This window comes from Bradyrhizobium sp. USDA 4473, assembly GCF_054063335.1.
The window spans coordinates 3,137,346-3,151,931 of the sequence record NZ_JBSSGE010000001.1 but is presented as its reverse complement, the minus strand read 5'-3'; the positions used below and the strand labels follow the sequence as shown (position 1 = coordinate 3,151,931).

General features: G+C 64.0%; 17 protein-coding genes. 6 read left to right on the top strand and 11 right to left on the bottom strand.

The genetic code is table 11. The features are described 5' to 3' along the window. Positions 1 to 145: 145 nt before the first annotated feature. Positions 146 to 523: a hypothetical protein gene (locus ACVW17_RS14845; RefSeq protein ID WP_456752457.1), complete on the top strand. Its 378-nt coding sequence runs from the start codon at positions 146 to 148 to the stop codon at positions 521 to 523. A 26-nt stretch (positions 524 to 549) separates the two neighbouring features. Here the strand turns inward: ACVW17_RS14845 and ACVW17_RS14840 are convergent, their stop codons facing one another. From ACVW17_RS14840 to ACVW17_RS14810, 7 genes are all read right to left on the bottom strand, one after another. Further along, a complete protein-coding gene (locus ACVW17_RS14840; protein ID WP_456752456.1) occupies positions 550 to 1,140 on the bottom strand; it encodes a flavin reductase family protein in 591 nt (196 codons plus the stop codon). A 7-nt stretch (positions 1,141 to 1,147) separates the two neighbouring features. Beyond that, positions 1,148 to 1,987: an ATP-binding cassette domain-containing protein gene (locus ACVW17_RS14835; RefSeq protein WP_456756421.1), complete on the bottom strand. Its 840-nt coding sequence runs from the start codon at positions 1,985 to 1,987 to the stop codon at positions 1,148 to 1,150. An 8-nt stretch (positions 1,988 to 1,995) separates the two neighbouring features. Beyond that, positions 1,996 to 2,802 (bottom strand): ABC transporter permease subunit, encoded by an 807-nt coding sequence (locus ACVW17_RS14830; protein ID WP_456752455.1) that lies wholly within the window; start codon positions 2,800 to 2,802, stop codon positions 1,996 to 1,998. Beyond that, complete coding sequence (ssuD, locus tag ACVW17_RS14825) at positions 2,799 to 3,980, bottom strand: FMNH2-dependent alkanesulfonate monooxygenase (RefSeq protein ID WP_456752454.1); 1,182 nt, start codon at positions 3,978 to 3,980, stop codon at positions 2,799 to 2,801. The genes ACVW17_RS14830 and ssuD overlap by 4 nt, the downstream gene beginning before the upstream one ends. Next, a complete protein-coding gene (locus ACVW17_RS14820) occupies positions 3,962 to 4,915 on the bottom strand; it encodes a sulfonate ABC transporter substrate-binding protein (protein WP_456752453.1) in 954 nt (317 codons plus the stop codon). The genes ssuD and ACVW17_RS14820 overlap by 19 nt, the downstream gene beginning before the upstream one ends. 62 nt (positions 4,916 to 4,977) lie before the next feature. Next, positions 4,978 to 5,928, bottom strand: a complete 951-nt coding sequence (locus ACVW17_RS14815; RefSeq protein ID WP_456752452.1) for a sulfonate ABC transporter substrate-binding protein — start codon at positions 5,926 to 5,928, stop codon at positions 4,978 to 4,980. A gap of 217 nt (positions 5,929 to 6,145) precedes the next feature. Next, positions 6,146 to 7,351: an LLM class flavin-dependent oxidoreductase gene (locus tag ACVW17_RS14810; RefSeq protein ID WP_456797327.1), complete on the bottom strand. Its 1,206-nt coding sequence runs from the start codon at positions 7,349 to 7,351 to the stop codon at positions 6,146 to 6,148. 197 nt (positions 7,352 to 7,548) lie between these two features. Here ACVW17_RS14810 and ACVW17_RS14805 point away from each other — a divergent pair, with 197 nt between their 5' ends. The 5 genes from ACVW17_RS14805 to ACVW17_RS14785 all read left to right on the top strand — a co-directional run bounded on the left by ACVW17_RS14805 (position 7,549) and on the right by ACVW17_RS14785 (position 11,112). Further along, a complete protein-coding gene (locus ACVW17_RS14805) occupies positions 7,549 to 8,658 on the top strand; it encodes an ATP-dependent DNA helicase (protein WP_456752450.1) in 1,110 nt (369 codons plus the stop codon). A gap of 307 nt (positions 8,659 to 8,965) precedes the next feature. After that, a complete protein-coding gene (gene msrA / locus ACVW17_RS14800; RefSeq protein ID WP_456752449.1) occupies positions 8,966 to 9,682 on the top strand; it encodes a peptide-methionine (S)-S-oxide reductase MsrA in 717 nt (238 codons plus the stop codon). 146 nt (positions 9,683 to 9,828) lie between these two features. Continuing rightward, positions 9,829 to 10,242, top strand: a complete 414-nt coding sequence (gene msrB / locus ACVW17_RS14795) for a peptide-methionine (R)-S-oxide reductase MsrB (protein ID WP_456752448.1) — start codon at positions 9,829 to 9,831, stop codon at positions 10,240 to 10,242. A gap of 191 nt (positions 10,243 to 10,433) precedes the next feature. Further along, positions 10,434 to 10,598, top strand: coding sequence for a DUF3309 family protein (locus ACVW17_RS14790; RefSeq protein WP_016844323.1), 165 nt, complete (start codon positions 10,434 to 10,436; stop codon positions 10,596 to 10,598). 223 nt (positions 10,599 to 10,821) lie between these two features. Next, entirely contained in the window at positions 10,822 to 11,112 is a 291-nt protein-coding gene (locus ACVW17_RS14785) for a hypothetical protein (protein ID WP_016844322.1), read from the top strand. Positions 11,113 to 11,235: 123 nt separating this feature from the next. On the opposite strand, the gene ACVW17_RS14780 is transcribed toward ACVW17_RS14785, so the two are convergent. The 4 genes from ACVW17_RS14780 to ACVW17_RS14765 form a co-directional block, all read right to left on the bottom strand. Then, positions 11,236 to 11,799 carry a DUF4112 domain-containing protein gene (locus tag ACVW17_RS14780; protein WP_456752447.1) on the bottom strand — a complete coding sequence of 188 codons (564 nt, stop codon included), beginning with the start codon at positions 11,797 to 11,799 and terminating at the stop codon, positions 11,236 to 11,238. 86 nt (positions 11,800 to 11,885) lie between these two features. Continuing rightward, positions 11,886 to 12,254, bottom strand: a complete 369-nt coding sequence (locus ACVW17_RS14775; protein ID WP_456752446.1) for a Crp/Fnr family transcriptional regulator — start codon at positions 12,252 to 12,254, stop codon at positions 11,886 to 11,888. A gap of 57 nt (positions 12,255 to 12,311) precedes the next feature. Then, positions 12,312 to 13,934 carry an inorganic phosphate transporter gene (locus tag ACVW17_RS14770; protein ID WP_456752445.1) on the bottom strand — a complete coding sequence of 541 codons (1,623 nt, stop codon included), beginning with the start codon at positions 13,932 to 13,934 and terminating at the stop codon, positions 12,312 to 12,314. 149 nt (positions 13,935 to 14,083) lie between these two features. Beyond that, the gene (locus tag ACVW17_RS14765; RefSeq protein WP_456752444.1) at positions 14,084 to 14,518 is read right to left on the bottom strand and encodes a DUF5413 family protein; all 435 of its coding nucleotides are present in this window, start codon (positions 14,516 to 14,518) and stop codon (positions 14,084 to 14,086) included. Between the last annotated feature and the right edge of the window lie 68 nt (positions 14,519 to 14,586).

Here is a 14,586-nt window from a genome sequence, read left to right as displayed (position 1 = left end):
ATCATGATCCGATCTGCTGATCAAGGAAGCGCCCCGGCCAACATGCCGCGCCAAGCGCTTTGGCCGTTCCTCCCTTGAATCTTGGGAACAGTTGCCGTATTCAATCTCCTATTGCGCTTTTATATTTTGACAACTGGAGAGTGATATGGCCCTTTACGCGCAGACCAGCGGCACCCTGTCCACCAACTCCGGCACTTTCACGCCGATACAAGGCCTCAGCCTGACGATCCCGGAGGGCGTCGGCACCACCGCGATCGTTACGCTCAACGTTCCGAATCCCTACGCCACCGGCACCGATATCCCGGGCGGCATGTTCGGCGTCACCATCAATGGCAAGGTCTCGCCTGTCGTCGCGAGCTTCACCTATAACGAAACCCCGTCGAGCTTTGGCCGCATCCCGACCACGCTCGTGGTCGGGATTGCGCTGGGCAATACGGCTCAGACCATCCAGGCCGTATGGGGTGGCGTTCGCGGCAGCACTGTGATCATCGACAGCCCGGCGTCACTGAGCGCAGTCTTCTAAAAGCCGATCCGGACACGCAACGCGGGCTAGCGCACGCCGCGGGCATGGACGTGACGCGACGGCAGGCTGACCTCGGCCAGCCTGGCTGCGTCTTCGTCATGGTCGATCGCGACGTATTCGCCGTGCCAGTAGGCCAATGCGGCGGTGCGCTCTGACGCGATCACGTCGAGCACGCGGCCGATGACGATCGCGTGCGAATGCCGCTCGATGATCTCCTCGACCTCGCAGTCGATCGCGGCCAGCGCCCCGACCAGCAGCGGCACGCCCGATGCGCGCGTCGTCCATTCGGCGCCGGTGAACCGCTCCGCGCCCTTCAGGCCGCCTTTGCCGGTGAAGCGCTCGGCGATCTCGAGCTGGTCCGCGGTCAGGATGTTGACGCCGAACGCGCCATGGCGCGCGATCAGGGGCCATGACGAGGCGGCGCGGTTGATGCTGACGATCAGCGACGGCGGCTCGACCGATAGCGACGACACCGAGGTCACCGTCATTCCCGAAATCTCCTTGCCCCGCCCGGCCGTGATGACGCTGACGCCGCCGGTGAGGTGGCGCATCGCGCCGCGGAAGTCGGCGGCCGCCACCGCTGATACGATCGAAGCATTGCGGACGAGGGAATTCATCGCGACCTCACAGGTTATCTTCGCTGCCTTCGAGCAGATGCTTCAAAATCTCTCCTTCCAGCGCGGCGAGTTCGGCCGAGCCGCGCCGGCGCGGCCGCGGCAGGTCGATCGTGACGTCCTGCGCGATGCGGCCATCCTCGATCACCAGCACGCGGTCGGCGAGCGCAACCGCCTCGGCGACGTCATGGGTCACCAGGATCGCGGTGAAGCCCTGGTCGCGCCAGACCCGCTCCAGCAATTGCTGCATCGAGATCCGCGTCAAAGCATCAAGTGCGCCGAGCGGCTCGTCGAACGCCAGCACGCGCGGCTGGCTGACCAGCGCCCGCGCCAGCGCCACGCGCTGCTTCTGGCCGCCCGACAGCACCGACGGCCACTGGGTGCGCTTGTCGCCAAGGCCGACCTCGACCAGCGCACGCTCGGCGCGCGCCTGCGCATCGGCTGAGGAGCGCTCGCGCCCCAGACCCACCTCGACATTGGACAGCACCCGCGCCCAGGGCAGCAGGCGCGGCTCCTGGAACATGACGCGGACATCCTGCGCCCGCGGCTCCTCGCCGAACGCAATGCTCCCCGCCGTCGGCGCGTCGAGCCCGGCGACCAGGCGCAGCAGCGTGCTCTTGCCGCAGCCGCTGCGGCCGACGATCGCGACGAACTGGCCGGAGGGAATATGCAGGTCGATGCCGCGCAGCACCTCATTGTCGCCGAACGATTTGCGCAAGCCGCGAATGGTCAGCGACAGGCCGCGGGCCGCGCTGTCCGATCCTCGCCGCAACTGCCGCGCCTGCACGACGATGTCGGCGCGCTCGACCGGCTCGGCACCGGCGGACTGGAAACGAAGCGCTTCTTGCATGCTCATTCTCACTTCTTCTGGAAAGCTGGGTGCCACGACAGGGTCAGCCGCTCCAGCGCCCGCGAGGCGCTGTCGGCGAGCTTGCCGAGCAAGGCGTAGATCAGGATCGAGAGCACGACGACGTCGATCAGCATGAACTCGCGCGCCTGCATCGCCATGTAGCCGAGGCCCGACGAGGCCGCGATGGTCTCGGCGACGATCAAGGTCAGCCACATGATGCCGAGCGCAAAGCGCAGGCCGACGAAGATCGAGGGCAGCGCGCCCGGGAAGATCACCCGGCGGAACAGCTCGCCGTCGGTCATGCCGTAGATGCGGCCCATCTCGATCAGCTGCGGATCGACCGTGCGGATGCCATGCAGCGTGTTGAGATAGATCGGGAAGAACACGCCGAGCGCCACGAGAAAGAGCTTCGCCGTTTCGTCGATGCCGAACCACAGGATGACGAGCGGAATCAGCGCCAGATGCGGAATGTTGCGCACCATCTGCAGCGTGGTGTCGGTGAGCTTGGCCGACAGCTGCGACAGGCCGTTGGCCAACCCGAACACGAAGCCGATGCCGCCGCCGATCACAAAGCCGATCGAGGCGCGCCAGAAGCTGACCCAGATGTTGCGGATCAGCTCACCTGACAGCAACAGCTTCCAGCCGGCGAGTGCGACGTCGGTCGGCGCCGGCAGCACACGCGACGGCACGTAGTCGGTGACGCAGGCGAGCTGCCAGATCAGCACGATCGCCAGCGGCACGATCCAGGGGATCAGGCCGTCGACCTTGGGCAATTTGGGTGCGCCGACGCGCGGGAGTGAATCGATCAAGCTCATGATTGCGATGCCTGTTTCTGCGGCCGATATTCATTGCCGATGGTCTCGCCGAACGGCCCGGTGTTGACCCGGATCGGCGTCACATTGTTGCCGTGCCCGAGCGACAGCAGCGGGAACACCAATTCGGCGAAGCGATAGGCTTCCTCGAGATGCGGGTAGCCCGACATGATGAAAGTATCGACGCCGATGTCCTGATACTCCTTGATCCGTGCCGCGACGGTCTCGGGATCGCCGACCAGCGCGGTGCCGGCGCCGCCGCGCACCAGACCGACGCCGGCCCACAGGTTCGGGCTGATCTCGAGCTGGTCGCGCCGGCCGCCATGCAGCTGCGCCATGCGCTGCTGGCCGACCGAGTCCATCCGCGAAAAGATCTTCTGCGCGGCGGCGACGGTGTCGTCGGTGACGTACTGGATCAGCTCGTCGGCCGCTTTCCAGGCCTCGGCATTGGTCTCGCGCACGATCACATGCAGACGGATGCCGAACGACAACTTGCGGCCGCGCTGCGCGGCCACGGCTTTCACCTTGGCGATCTTCTCGGCGACCTGCGCCGGCGGCTCGCCCCAGGTCAGGTATTTGTCGACGGTATCGACTGCGACGTCGATGCCGGCGTCCGACGAGCCGCCGAAGTACAGCGGCGGCCGCGGCGTTTGCACCGGATTGAACAGTAGGCGGCCGTCCTCGATCCTGATGTGCTTGCCTTCGACATTGACCGTCTTGCCGGCGAGCAGATCGCTGTAGACGTTGAGGAACTCGCGGGTCACCGCGTAGCGCTCGTCATGATCGAGGAAGATGCCGTCGCCCTTGTTCTCGACCGGATCGCCGCCGGTGACGACGTTGATCAAAAGACGGCCGTTCGACAGCCGGTCGAGCGTCGCGGTCATGCGGGCGGCGACGCTTGGCGATTGCAGACCGGGCCGCACCGCCACGAGATAGCGCAGGCGCTCGGTCCAGGGCGCGACGGCGGAGGCTACCACCCAGGAGTCCTCGCAGCTGCGGCCGGTCGGCAGCAGCACGCCGTAATAGCCGAGCTGGTCGGCGGCCTGCGCGATCTGACGCAGATAGTTGAAGTTCACCTCGCGGCCGCCGATCGACGTGCCGAGATAGCGGCTGTCGCCGTGGGTCGGCAGGAACCAGAGGATGTTGGCGTTGGTTGCGGTGCTCACGTGCCCGGCCTCCATGCGACGTCGGAAATCTTGATTTGTTTGGGGATCAGGCCGAGCGCGAAGAACGTGTCGGCGACCTGTTGCTGATCGGCGACCACGCTGTCGGTGACCGGCTTGATGCCGTAGGCCTGCCGCTTCAAAGCGACCTCGACCACCGGCACCGACAGGCCGATGCTGGGCGCGAGCTGCTCGGCAACGGCGTGGATGTCGCCCTTGGCCCAGTCGTCGACCTCGCTGAGTTGCGCCAGCACCAGCTCGACGATCTTCGGATCGGCCTGCAGGAACTTCTTCGAGGCGAAATAGAACTGATAGTTGGCGACGACACCGGTGCCGTCGGCGACGGTGCGCGCGCCGGTCGCAGCCTCGGCCGCGGCCTGGAACGGATCCCAGATCACCCAGGCATCGACCGCGCCGCGCTCGAACGCCGCGCGTGCGTCGGCGGGCGCCAGGAACACCGGCTCGATCTCGGAATATTTGACGCCGGCCTTCTCCAGCGCCTTCACCAGCAGATAGTGGACGTTGGAGCCCTTGTTCAGCGCGATCTTCTTGCCCCTGAGGTCGGTGACCGACTTGATCGGGCTGTCCTTCGGCACCAGGATCGCCTCGCCTTTCGGCGCCGGCGGCTCATAGGCGACATATTGCAGCGGCGCGCCGGCAGCCTGCGCGAAGATCGGCGGCGCTTCGCCGGTGTTGCCGAAATCGATCGCGCCGACATTGAGCGCTTCAAGCAGCGGCGGCCCGGACGGAAACTCGGTCCAGACCACGGAGTAACCGACCGATTTCAGCTTCTGCTCGAGCGAGCCCTTGCTCTTGAGCAGCACCAGCTTGCCATATTTCTGGAAACCGATGCGGACCACCTTGTCCTGGCCATAGGTGGCGCCGACGCTCGCAGCGACGATGCTGACCGACAGCACCGCGCGGGCGACCCAGCGTCGAAACAAACGCGTCATGGGAATATCCTCTGCATTGAATGGACCAAGGAACTGAGCAAGGAATTGAGCAAGGCGCGCGATCAGGTCTGGGTGTTGCGCCAGACGATGTCGCGGATCGCGATCTGCTTCGGAATCAGGCCCAGCTTGAAGAAGCGGTCGGCGACGCCCTGTTGGGTCGCGACGATATCGTCGGTGATGGGCCCGACCGAGAAGCCCGCCCGCCGCGCCGCGATGGTCTGGATATCGAGCGGCACGCCGGTGACGGCGGCGAGCGATTGCGCGACCTCGTCGGGATGCGCCTCGGCCCATGCCGCCGTCGACGTCGTGACGTCGACGATCTGCTGCAACAGCGCGCCGTGCTTGTTCGCGAAGTCGCGGTTGGCGATATAGAACGAGTTGGTCTTGGTGATGTCGCGGGTCCTCACCAGAATGCGGCCGTTCTGCCTGGTCTCGGCGATCGCGAAATACGGATCCCAGATCGCCCAGGCATCGATGCCGCCATTGGCAAAGGCCGGCCCCGCATCCGGCGGCGTCAGATAGACCGGGGTGATGTCATCGTAAGTGAGCCCCGCCTTCTCCAAGGTCTGGATCACGACGTTATGGGCGCTGGATCCCTTGGTGAAGCCGACACGCTTGCCCTTGAGACCGGCGATATCCTTAATTGCCGAATTTTGCGGCACCAGGATGCCTGAGCCGTTGATGATCGGCTGCGCGGCGGCATAGACGATGGCCGCACTGGCGGCCTGCGCGAAGATCGGCGGGGAATCGCCAACCGCGCCGTAATCGACGCTGCCGACATTCATCGCTTCCATCATCGGCGGGCCCGAGGAGAACTCGACCCATTTCACGCTGACGCCCTGCGGCTTGAAATGTTTTTCCAAGGCTTCGCGCTGGCGCGTGATGACCAGCACGCCGTTCTTCTGGTAGCCGATACGAATTTCCTTCGCGTCGGCCTGTGCCTGCGCGCCTCGTGACAGCGCAGCGGCGGCGGCTGTGACCAGCGACAGTTGAAGGAACTCACGACGCTTCATTCCAAGACTCTCCTGACGATCAAGCGCGCATTCGCGCTGCACGATCATGCGAAGTCAGGATGATGGGGCGCGCGAATGAAGCTGTCGAGCACCGCACAAAAATAGCGATGCCTGCACTTCGATGCAGGCATCGCGCGTGTCGTTTCTTTTAAGGCGCAGAGCGCATGTAGCGAATTATTTTCCTCACGGAAACGCGAGGTCGCTGCACATCAATTGATCAGCCGGCAGCGGCGGCTTTTGGACCGACATTGACGGCGAGTTTACCGTAACGGTCGGTGAACGCCTGGGTGTCGATCTCCTCGAGCTGGATCGAGCCGTCGAGCACACCCTTCTTCCAGGCATCGTGCTCGGGATCGTGCTGGAACTCCGGCATCACTTCCTTGCCGAACAGCTCGAGCGACTCGCAGATGTGCTCATGCGTGTTCTTGCCGGCCTGGTTGAGCAGGATCACCTGGTCGATATGCGACGCGCGGAAGCGGCGCAGCTTCTTACGCAAGGTCTCCGGCGAGCCGATCAGGCCGCCGCGCAGCGCGGCCTCCTGCGCCTCCGGATTGTCGCGCTTCCACTTGTTGTACTCGTCCCACATGTTGACGGTGCCGGGCGCCGGCCGCTGCCGGTTCTGCGCCTGACCGTAATAGCGCAGCGCGAACTGGAAGAAGGTCGCACCGTCGGCACGCTTGCGTGCTTCCTCGTCGGTCTTCGCGCACATAAAGAACGAGACCAGTGCCATGTTCGGATTGATCTCGTAGTCGGCGAGCTTCTTCAGCCGCTTGGTGATCGCGTTGTAATAGGCGTGCACCCAGGCATGCGCCGCCTCGGCGCTGACGAACTGGAAGCCGAGCGCGCCGAATCCGTTCTGCCCGGCGCGTTCGATGGTCGGCAATTGCGAGCAGGCCATCCAGAGTGGCGGATGCGGCTTCTGCACCGGCTTGGGCACCACATTGCGCAAGGGGATGTCGAAATACTTGCCGTGATGCTCGGTGCCGATCTTGATGAACATCGGGAAGATCGCTGCGACAGCCTCCTCGAACACCTCGCGCTTGGTCTCCATGTCGCGGCCGAATGGCGTCAGCTCGGTGATCGAGGCGCTCTCGCCCATGCCGAACTCGCAGCGGCCGTTGCTGAGCAGATCGAGCACCGCGACCCGCTCGGCGACGCGCGCGGGATGATTTGTCGTGAGCTGGAAGATGCCGTGGCCGAGCCGGATGTTCTTGGTGCGCTGGCTGGCAGCGGCGAGGAAGGATTCCGGCGCCGGCGAGTGCGAATATTCCTCGAGGAAATGATGCTCCACGACCCAGGCGTAGTCGTAAGCCAGCCGGTCGGCGGTCTCCAATTGGGTCAGCGCGTTCTGGTAGAGCCTGAGCTCGTCGCCATCGTTCCAGGGACGCGGCAGTTGCAGCTCGTAGAAGATGCCGAATTTCATGGCGTCACTCCCAAGGTCCGTCCCCGACCGTTTGTTGTTTTCGGCAGTCTAGTGTCGCGGCGACCCAAGTCTAGCCTCGGGGACGAAACCCCAATTCCGCGCAGCGGAAGCACGCTTGATTGGAACGCGCGAATGGTTAGCTTGTACTGGCCTGAGTCGCGGCGTTATTGATTGCGCGCTCATCCCTCCGAAAGCTCATGACCACCTTTACGCCGCACCAGGATTCCGCGCTGAAAGCGGTCGCCGATTGGCTGAAAGCCAAGCCCGGCAAGAACGGCACGCCGCCGGTGTTTCGCCTGTTCGGCTATGCCGGAACCGGCAAGACCACCCTCGCCCAGCACATCGCCGAAGGCGTCGACGGCGAGGTGAAGTTCGCGGCCTTCACCGGCAAGGCGGCGCTGGTCATGCGCAACAAGGGCTGCGACGGCGCCTCGACGATCCACTCGCTGATCTACCGCGCCCGCGAATCCGGCGTCGAGCAGCCGAGCTTCGAGCTCTGGGACGATGCGCCGGCGTCGAAGGCCAAGCTGATCGTGATCGACGAATGCTCGATGGTCGACGCCGAACTCGGCCGCGACCTGATGTCGTTCGACTGCCCGCTGCTGGTGCTGGGCGATCCCGCACAGCTGCCGCCGATCCAGGGCGGCGGCTTCTTCACCGACGCCGAGCCGGATGCGATGCTGACCGAGGTGCACCGCCAGGCGCAGGACGATCCGATCGTGCGGATGTCGATGGATATCCGCGAGGGCCGCGAGCTCGAAATCGGCCGCCATGGCGAGAGCGAAGTGGTGTCGCGCAAGGAGCTCGACCCGGATCGCGTGATGAGCGCCGACCAGGTGCTGGTCGGCCGCAACAACACCCGCCGCGCCTACAACATGCGGGTGCGGCAGCGGCTGAACCTCGAGGATCCCCTCCCCGTCGCCGGCGACAAGCTGGTCTGCTTGCGCAACAACCGCAAGAAGGGCCTATTCAACGGCGGGCTGTGGCGGGTCAAGGCGCGCGCGCAGTCGAAATCCAGGATCATCACCATGCGCGTGATGCCGGACGAGGATTTCGGCCACAAGGTCACCAAGGTCTCGGTGCGCGGCGAATGCTTCGACGGCGGCGTCGAGGGCGTGCCGTGGGAGCAGCGTAAGCCGTATGACGAGTTCGACTACGGCTATGTGCTGACCGTGCACAAGTCGCAGGGCTCGCAATGGGACGACGTCGTGCTGTTCGACGAAAGCTTTGCGTTCCAGGATTCGCGCGCAAGGTGGCTGTACACGGGGATCACGCGGGCGGCGAAGCGGCTCAGCGTGGTGGTGTGAAAGTGCGACGCACTTTATAGACCCGTCATCCTGAGGAGCCGCGGAGCGGCGTCTCGAAGGATGCGCGGCCCGGCTGGGTGGCCGTCGATCCTTCGAGACGGCCGCTTTGCGGCCTCCTCAGGATGACGGGAGCACGTCACCTACCCCCCGTTGAACCACCACCATTTCCCTCACGAAACCGTGTGGCCGATCCCGTAACAAATCGCCCCCTCGCCCGTATTTTGAGACGTCGGAGCAGCCCGGCCTGATTTGCCAATGCCGGCTCCCGCTCTAGACTGGCCCCCAATTGCGATCCCACGAGGAACCCATGTCCAAGAGCTCCCTCAGCCGCCTTTCGCTTTGCGCCGCCGCGATCGGCGCGCTGGCCGTCACAGCTTTTGCCGTCGCGCCCTCGCTTGCTGCCGAGGACGCCGTGATCATCCCGCCGCCGGTCGCGAGCGCGCCGGAAACCGGCATCAAGACCGCGGTGCTCGCCGGCGGCTGCTTCTGGGGTGTGCAGGGCGTGTTCCAGCACACCGCCGGTGTCGTCAGCGCGGTGTCGGGCTACTCCGGCGGCAGCAAAGCCAACGCCGATTATGAGAAGGTCTCGACCGGCACCACCGGCCACGCCGAATCCGTCGAGATCAAGTACGACCCGCAGAAGATCTCCTACGGCAAGATCCTGCAGATCTTCTTCTCGGTGGTGCACGACCCGACCCAGTTGAACCGCCAGGGCCCGGATTCCGGCACGCAGTATCGCTCGGCGATCTTCACCACCAGCGACGAGCAGAAGAAGGTGGCGGACGCCTATATCGCCCAGCTCAACGCCGCCAAGGTCTACAAGAGGCCGATCGTCACCAAGGTCGGCGCGCTGGAGGCGTTCTATCCGGCGGAGGGCTACCACCAGGACTACCTGACGCTGCACCCGAGCCAGCCCTATATTGCGTATAACGACATCCCGAAGGTCGAGAACCTGAAGAAGATCTTCGCGGAGAACTACATCGAGAAGCCGACGCTGGTGGGCAGCAGCAAGGTCACCAACTGAGGCGATAGTCATCGTCATTGCGAGGAGCCAACGGGTCCGGCCTTGGCCGGCCCGATGATAAACTCCGCGAACGAAGCAATCCATCGTGCGTCCCCCACACTGGATTGCTTCGCTTCGCTCGCAATGACGACAAACAGGGAGTTTCCATGTCCGATACCAAAACCGACGGCAAGGTCCGCAAGAGCGAGGCCGAGTGGCGCAAGGAATTGACGCCGATGCAGTATGCCGTGCTGCGCGAGAAGGCGACCGAGCGGCCCTTCACCGGCGAATATGAGCATGATCCGCGCAAGGGCACCTATGTCTGCGCCGGCTGCGGACAGACGCTGTTCGAGTCCGACCAGAAGTTCGATTCCGGCTGCGGCTGGCCGAGCTTCTCCAAGCCCGCGGTCGAGAGCCATGTCGACGAGGAGCGCGACATGAGCCACGGCATGATCCGCACCGAGGTGCTGTGCTCGAAATGCGACGGCCATCTCGGCCACGTCTTCAACGACGGCCCCGGCCCGACCGGCCTGCGCTACTGCATCAATTCGGCGGCGCTGAAGCTCAACGAAGCGAAGTAACCCGCAGCGATCAACGCCCCGCGCGACCAGATCCGGTCCCGCGGGGCTTTGTTTCGGCGGCCGGCGCAACTACATCTTTGAGGATCGGCCGGAGGCCTTAACGACTCGCGGGCCGGAATGTGCTTTGATCCGGAATCGCGGGGCCGTAGGCGTCTCGCCGTGCGGCTGCCGCCTGTTCTGAGGAGGGCGCCATGTCGCTTGGACTGATCCTCATCATCCTGCTGCTGATTATCCTGCTGGGCGGCTATAGCGGCCGGATCCGCGGCTATGGCTATGGCCTCGGCCACTCCGGAATGGGGCTTTTCGGGGTGATTTTGATCGTGGTCGCGATCCTGGCCTGGCTCGACAAGATCTGAGAGCCGTAACGCATTGAAATAGAAGGGCTTATTCGATCGGACCCCGTGCTATGCGCGGATTCAGCATGTGCCCTGTCGAGGGCGCTTCTGGGGTCGCATTTTTGTCAAAGAGGCCTATATTAGGGATCGAAATGACATGTACGGCGCGTCGCCAAGGTTAGGCCGCCGTCCCCCAAATCCCTTACGCCACGCCAACTGACAAGAACACAAGAGGTCGTCGACCATGCGTCCCCTGCGTCCGTTCAACTACAACACGTCCGCCGAACTGTTCCCTGCCGCGATCCGCAAGAAGAAGCGGGCGGGCTTCGCCTACCGCCGTTTCGGCACTGCTGCCGAGGCCGTGCAGTTCGCGATGGAGCAGCTGCCGGCGGATTCGCTGAACGGCGCCTATCTGCAGGTCGAGGAAGCCCGTTTCGACCAGAATGGCATCCGCTCGCTCTATGAAAGCGAAGCCTTCCCGCTGCCGCGCCGTCCGCGCCCGGCTGCCAGCCAGACCGACGCCGACGCCGCATAAGATTTCTGCTCCTCGTTTAACGAAAAGCCCTCGGACCGATCCGGGGGCTTTTGTTTTTGGACGAGTCCTTCTAGCGAATAATCTGATCGGAAAACCACTGCACACTTTTCCGGATTGTTCGCCCTACAATCTCGGCTGCTTGTCCAGCCAGCGCCGCAGCATCCGCACATTGCGGATATTGGCGCGGAACATGACGTCGAAGGCGTCGCCGGCCACCGGCACCATGCCGATCACGCCGTCGACCGCGACATTGGCGAGCATCCGCGCGGTGATGTGCCAGGGCGCACCGAGCAGCCGCGCCTCGCGCACCAGCCACAGCGAGATCGCGGTCGTGATGATATCGCCGACCACCGGGATCAGGCCGATCAGCCCGTCGATGCCGTAGCGGACATTGGTGCCCGGCACCACGAAGGCGACGTCGAGCAGCCTTGCGATCATCTCAAGCCGCTTGAGCCGCTCCTCGCGGGTCAGATTGCCGAACGGATTGGCGCTGGAATTGCGGAAGTCGAAGCGGAAGCCGTCCTGAAAGCCTTGAAACTGCGAACCTCGGAACTGCGGATGCAGCGGGCCATCGCCGAGCTCGCGCCCGTCCTGATCGATCACCTTGCCGCGCGCCTGCGCCCCGCCGAAGGGCGGCCGCGATCGGGTGGCGTGGGGCGTGAAGATGTCGTCCTCGGGCATGGCCATCACATGGTAACGCAGGCAAGCGGTTCAAGTTGCGTCACATTACCACTGAGTCACGTTACCACTGAGTCACGTTGCAGGCCGGTTACCTAATACACGCCCTTGTTCATGGTCCTGAGCCGCTGCGCAAGCGTCCTCATCACCTTCAAGGCAAAATGCGGCGTCTGGCCGACGAGGAAGAGAAACTGCTTTTCCGAGACCGGAACCAGTTCGACATCAGTGAGCGCCGTCGCGGTCGCGCTCCTCGGCTCGTTGTCGATCAACGCCATTTCGCCGAAGATCGTGTCGGGCGCGAGGTCCGCCATGGTCTTGTTGCCGACCTGGATGCGCACATAGCCGCTCTTGATCACGAACAGCTCGTTGGCCTGCTCACCTTCGCGGAAAATCACGCCGCCGGCGCGCACCAGCCGCGTTTCGATATCGTTGCCTGTCAGAAGGCTGAAGCTTGCGTCTGCCACTTCAAATTCCCTTTCTCCGAACCGGGACGCAGACGTCCCTGTTGTCTGCGGCGCCGGCTAGAATAAATGCGCGAACACAAAGTAGAGCGTGCCCGAGATCAACATCGCGACCGGCAAGGTCAGCACCCAGGCCATCGCGATGTTGCGGATGGTCGACCATTGCAGGCCGGAGCCGTTCGCGGTCATGGTGCCTGCGATGCCCGACGACAGCACGTGCGTCGTCGACACCGGCAGGCCGTAGCCGTCCGCCGCGGCGATGGTCGCAGCCGCGGTGATCTCGGCGCAGGCGCCCTGCGCGTAGGTCAGATGGGTCTTGCCGATCTTCTCGCCGACTGTCACGACGATGCGTTTCCAGCCGACCATGGTGCCGAGGCCGAGCGCGATGGCGACCGCGATCTTCACCCAGGACGGAATGAATTTGGTGGCGGAATCCAGCGAGCCCTTGTAGCGATTGAGCGTCGCGACATCGGCATCGCTCAGTCCGTGGTCGCTGCTCTTCATCAGGAGACGCAACGCCTCCGACACCAGATACATGTCGTTGCGCGTGTTGCCGACGGTCTCGGCCGGGAATTTCGCCAGCGACCCGTACTGCACGACCTGGTCGCGGATCTCGCTGACCAGAACGGCGAGGGACGGATAGGTCTCGTCGGTGAGCTGCCGGAGCGTGATGTAGTTCGTCACCGCCGGACGCGGATTGCCCGCGATCTTGCGATCGGCGCCTCTGTCCTCGATCACCTTGCTCGCCGCCGCCGAGTTCGCGGTGAACGCCTCGATCTGGCTCGCAGGCATCGCGCGGTTGAGCGCATAGGCCGTTGGCACCACGCCGATCAGGATCAGCATGATGAGGCCCATGCCCTTTTGGCCGTCGTTCGATCCGTGAAAGAAACTGACCAAAGTGCAGGTCAGGATCAGGATGCCGCGGATCCACCACGGTGGCGGCTGATCGCCCTTCGGCTCGCCGAACAGCTTTGGCGTCGCGCGCAGCAGCACGCTCTTCAGGCCAAAGAGCAGGATCGCGGCCAGCAGAAATCCGAACAGCGGCGACAGCAGCAGCGCCTTGCCGGTGTTGACCGCCTGCGACCAATCCACGCCGGACGTCCCCTCCCTGCCGTGCATCAGGGCGTTCGCGATGCCGACGCCCATGATCGATCCGATCAGGGTGTGCGAGCTCGAGGCGGGCAGTCCGAAATACCAGGTGCCGACGTTCCAGATGATCGCGGCGATAAGCAGCGCGAACACCATCGCGAAGCCGGCGCTGCTGCCGACCTGGAGGATCAATTCGACCGGCAGCAGCGAGACGATGCCGAACGCAACTGCGCCGCTGGAAAGCAGGACGCCGATCAGATTGAACAAGCCCGACCAGACCACGGCGATGTGAGCCGGCATCGAGCGCGTGTAGATCACGGTCGCGACAGCGTTGGCGGTGTCATGGAAGCCGTTGACGAATTCGAAGCCGAGCGAGATCAACAGCGCAACGAACAGCAGCAGGAACGCCGCATAGGAGGTCTTGCCCGCGCCCGTCGACCCGACATCGGCGTAGATGCTGTAGGCCACGAACAGCAGCGCGGCGCCGATGATGCCGAGATAGAGGATGCCGGTAAGCGGATGAAAGCCCTTCTCGAGATCAGGCCCGCCACGCCGCGCAGGCTCGATCGAACCAGGTAACGCCAAATCGCTCATGTAAATGCCCTCATAGCCGCGGGAGGACAAAAGCGGCCATGTGACATTGGGACTACGTTTACATGACGCCCATGTGACAGTTACGTGAAGGATAGCGCAGCCGCGCGCGGCCAGCACCTAATGCGTTGATAGGATTGCTGTAACTGGCGCTAATGCTGGGATGCCGGCTCAGCCGGCGCATGCAGCTCTTCGGCATATTTGTGCGCCAGCCAGGACGTGATCACGCCCGGGATGAAGCCGACCATCCCGTACAGGATGAACTGCACCGCGCCGCTCTCGGAGCCATGCGAGGCGTAGGTCAGCGCCGCGCCGACGAACGCCACCGCCCCGACGATCAGCATCCGCACCGTCGGCGCGATCCGCCGCACATGCATCAGGATGTCGTCGATCGCGCCAAACATCAGCGACGGCACGATGCCGAACAGATAGTTGTATTGCAGCGACTTCACGAACACGACGAGCAGCTTCGTCACCTCGCCGCCATTGGTCTCGGTCCAGTAGCCGGACTGATAGGTGGTCATCAGCAGCAGCAGAAAGCCGCCGATGAACGGCCCGATGGCTGCGAAGATCAGATAGCGTTTCATGGCGTGCCTTTGCCCGACGTCGGCCAAGTGTAACGCAGCCACGCGATGGTTCTAGGGAAAATAGAATG

Coding starts and splice junctions, on each gene's coding strand:
- ACVW17_RS14845 (WP_456752457.1), top strand. CDS start 146: ATGGCCCTTTACGCGCAGACCAGCGGCACCCTGTCCACCAACTCCGGC.
- ACVW17_RS14840 (WP_456752456.1), bottom strand. CDS start 1,140: ATGAATTCCCTCGTCCGCAATGCTTCGATCGTATCAGCGGTGGCGGCC.
- ACVW17_RS14835 (WP_456756421.1), bottom strand. CDS start 1,987: ATGCAAGAAGCGCTTCGTTTCCAGTCCGCCGGTGCCGAGCCGGTCGAG.
- ACVW17_RS14830 (WP_456752455.1), bottom strand. CDS start 2,802: ATGAGCTTGATCGATTCACTCCCGCGCGTCGGCGCACCCAAATTGCCC.
- ssuD (WP_456752454.1), bottom strand. CDS start 3,980: ATGGAGGCCGGGCACGTGAGCACCGCAACCAACGCCAACATCCTCTGG.
- ACVW17_RS14820 (WP_456752453.1), bottom strand. CDS start 4,915: ATGACGCGTTTGTTTCGACGCTGGGTCGCCCGCGCGGTGCTGTCGGTC.
- ACVW17_RS14815 (WP_456752452.1), bottom strand. CDS start 5,928: ATGAAGCGTCGTGAGTTCCTTCAACTGTCGCTGGTCACAGCCGCCGCC.
- ACVW17_RS14810 (WP_456797327.1), bottom strand. CDS start 7,351: ATGAAATTCGGCATCTTCTACGAGCTGCAACTGCCGCGTCCCTGGAAC.
- ACVW17_RS14805 (WP_456752450.1), top strand. CDS start 7,549: ATGACCACCTTTACGCCGCACCAGGATTCCGCGCTGAAAGCGGTCGCC.
- msrA (WP_456752449.1), top strand. CDS start 8,966: ATGTCCAAGAGCTCCCTCAGCCGCCTTTCGCTTTGCGCCGCCGCGATC.
- msrB (WP_456752448.1), top strand. CDS start 9,829: ATGTCCGATACCAAAACCGACGGCAAGGTCCGCAAGAGCGAGGCCGAG.
- ACVW17_RS14790 (WP_016844323.1), top strand. CDS start 10,434: ATGTCGCTTGGACTGATCCTCATCATCCTGCTGCTGATTATCCTGCTG.
- ACVW17_RS14785 (WP_016844322.1), top strand. CDS start 10,822: ATGCGTCCCCTGCGTCCGTTCAACTACAACACGTCCGCCGAACTGTTC.
- ACVW17_RS14780 (WP_456752447.1), bottom strand. CDS start 11,799: ATGGCCATGCCCGAGGACGACATCTTCACGCCCCACGCCACCCGATCG.
- ACVW17_RS14770 (WP_456752445.1), bottom strand. CDS start 13,934: ATGAGCGATTTGGCGTTACCTGGTTCGATCGAGCCTGCGCGGCGTGGC.
- ACVW17_RS14765 (WP_456752444.1), bottom strand. CDS start 14,518: ATGAAACGCTATCTGATCTTCGCAGCCATCGGGCCGTTCATCGGCGGC.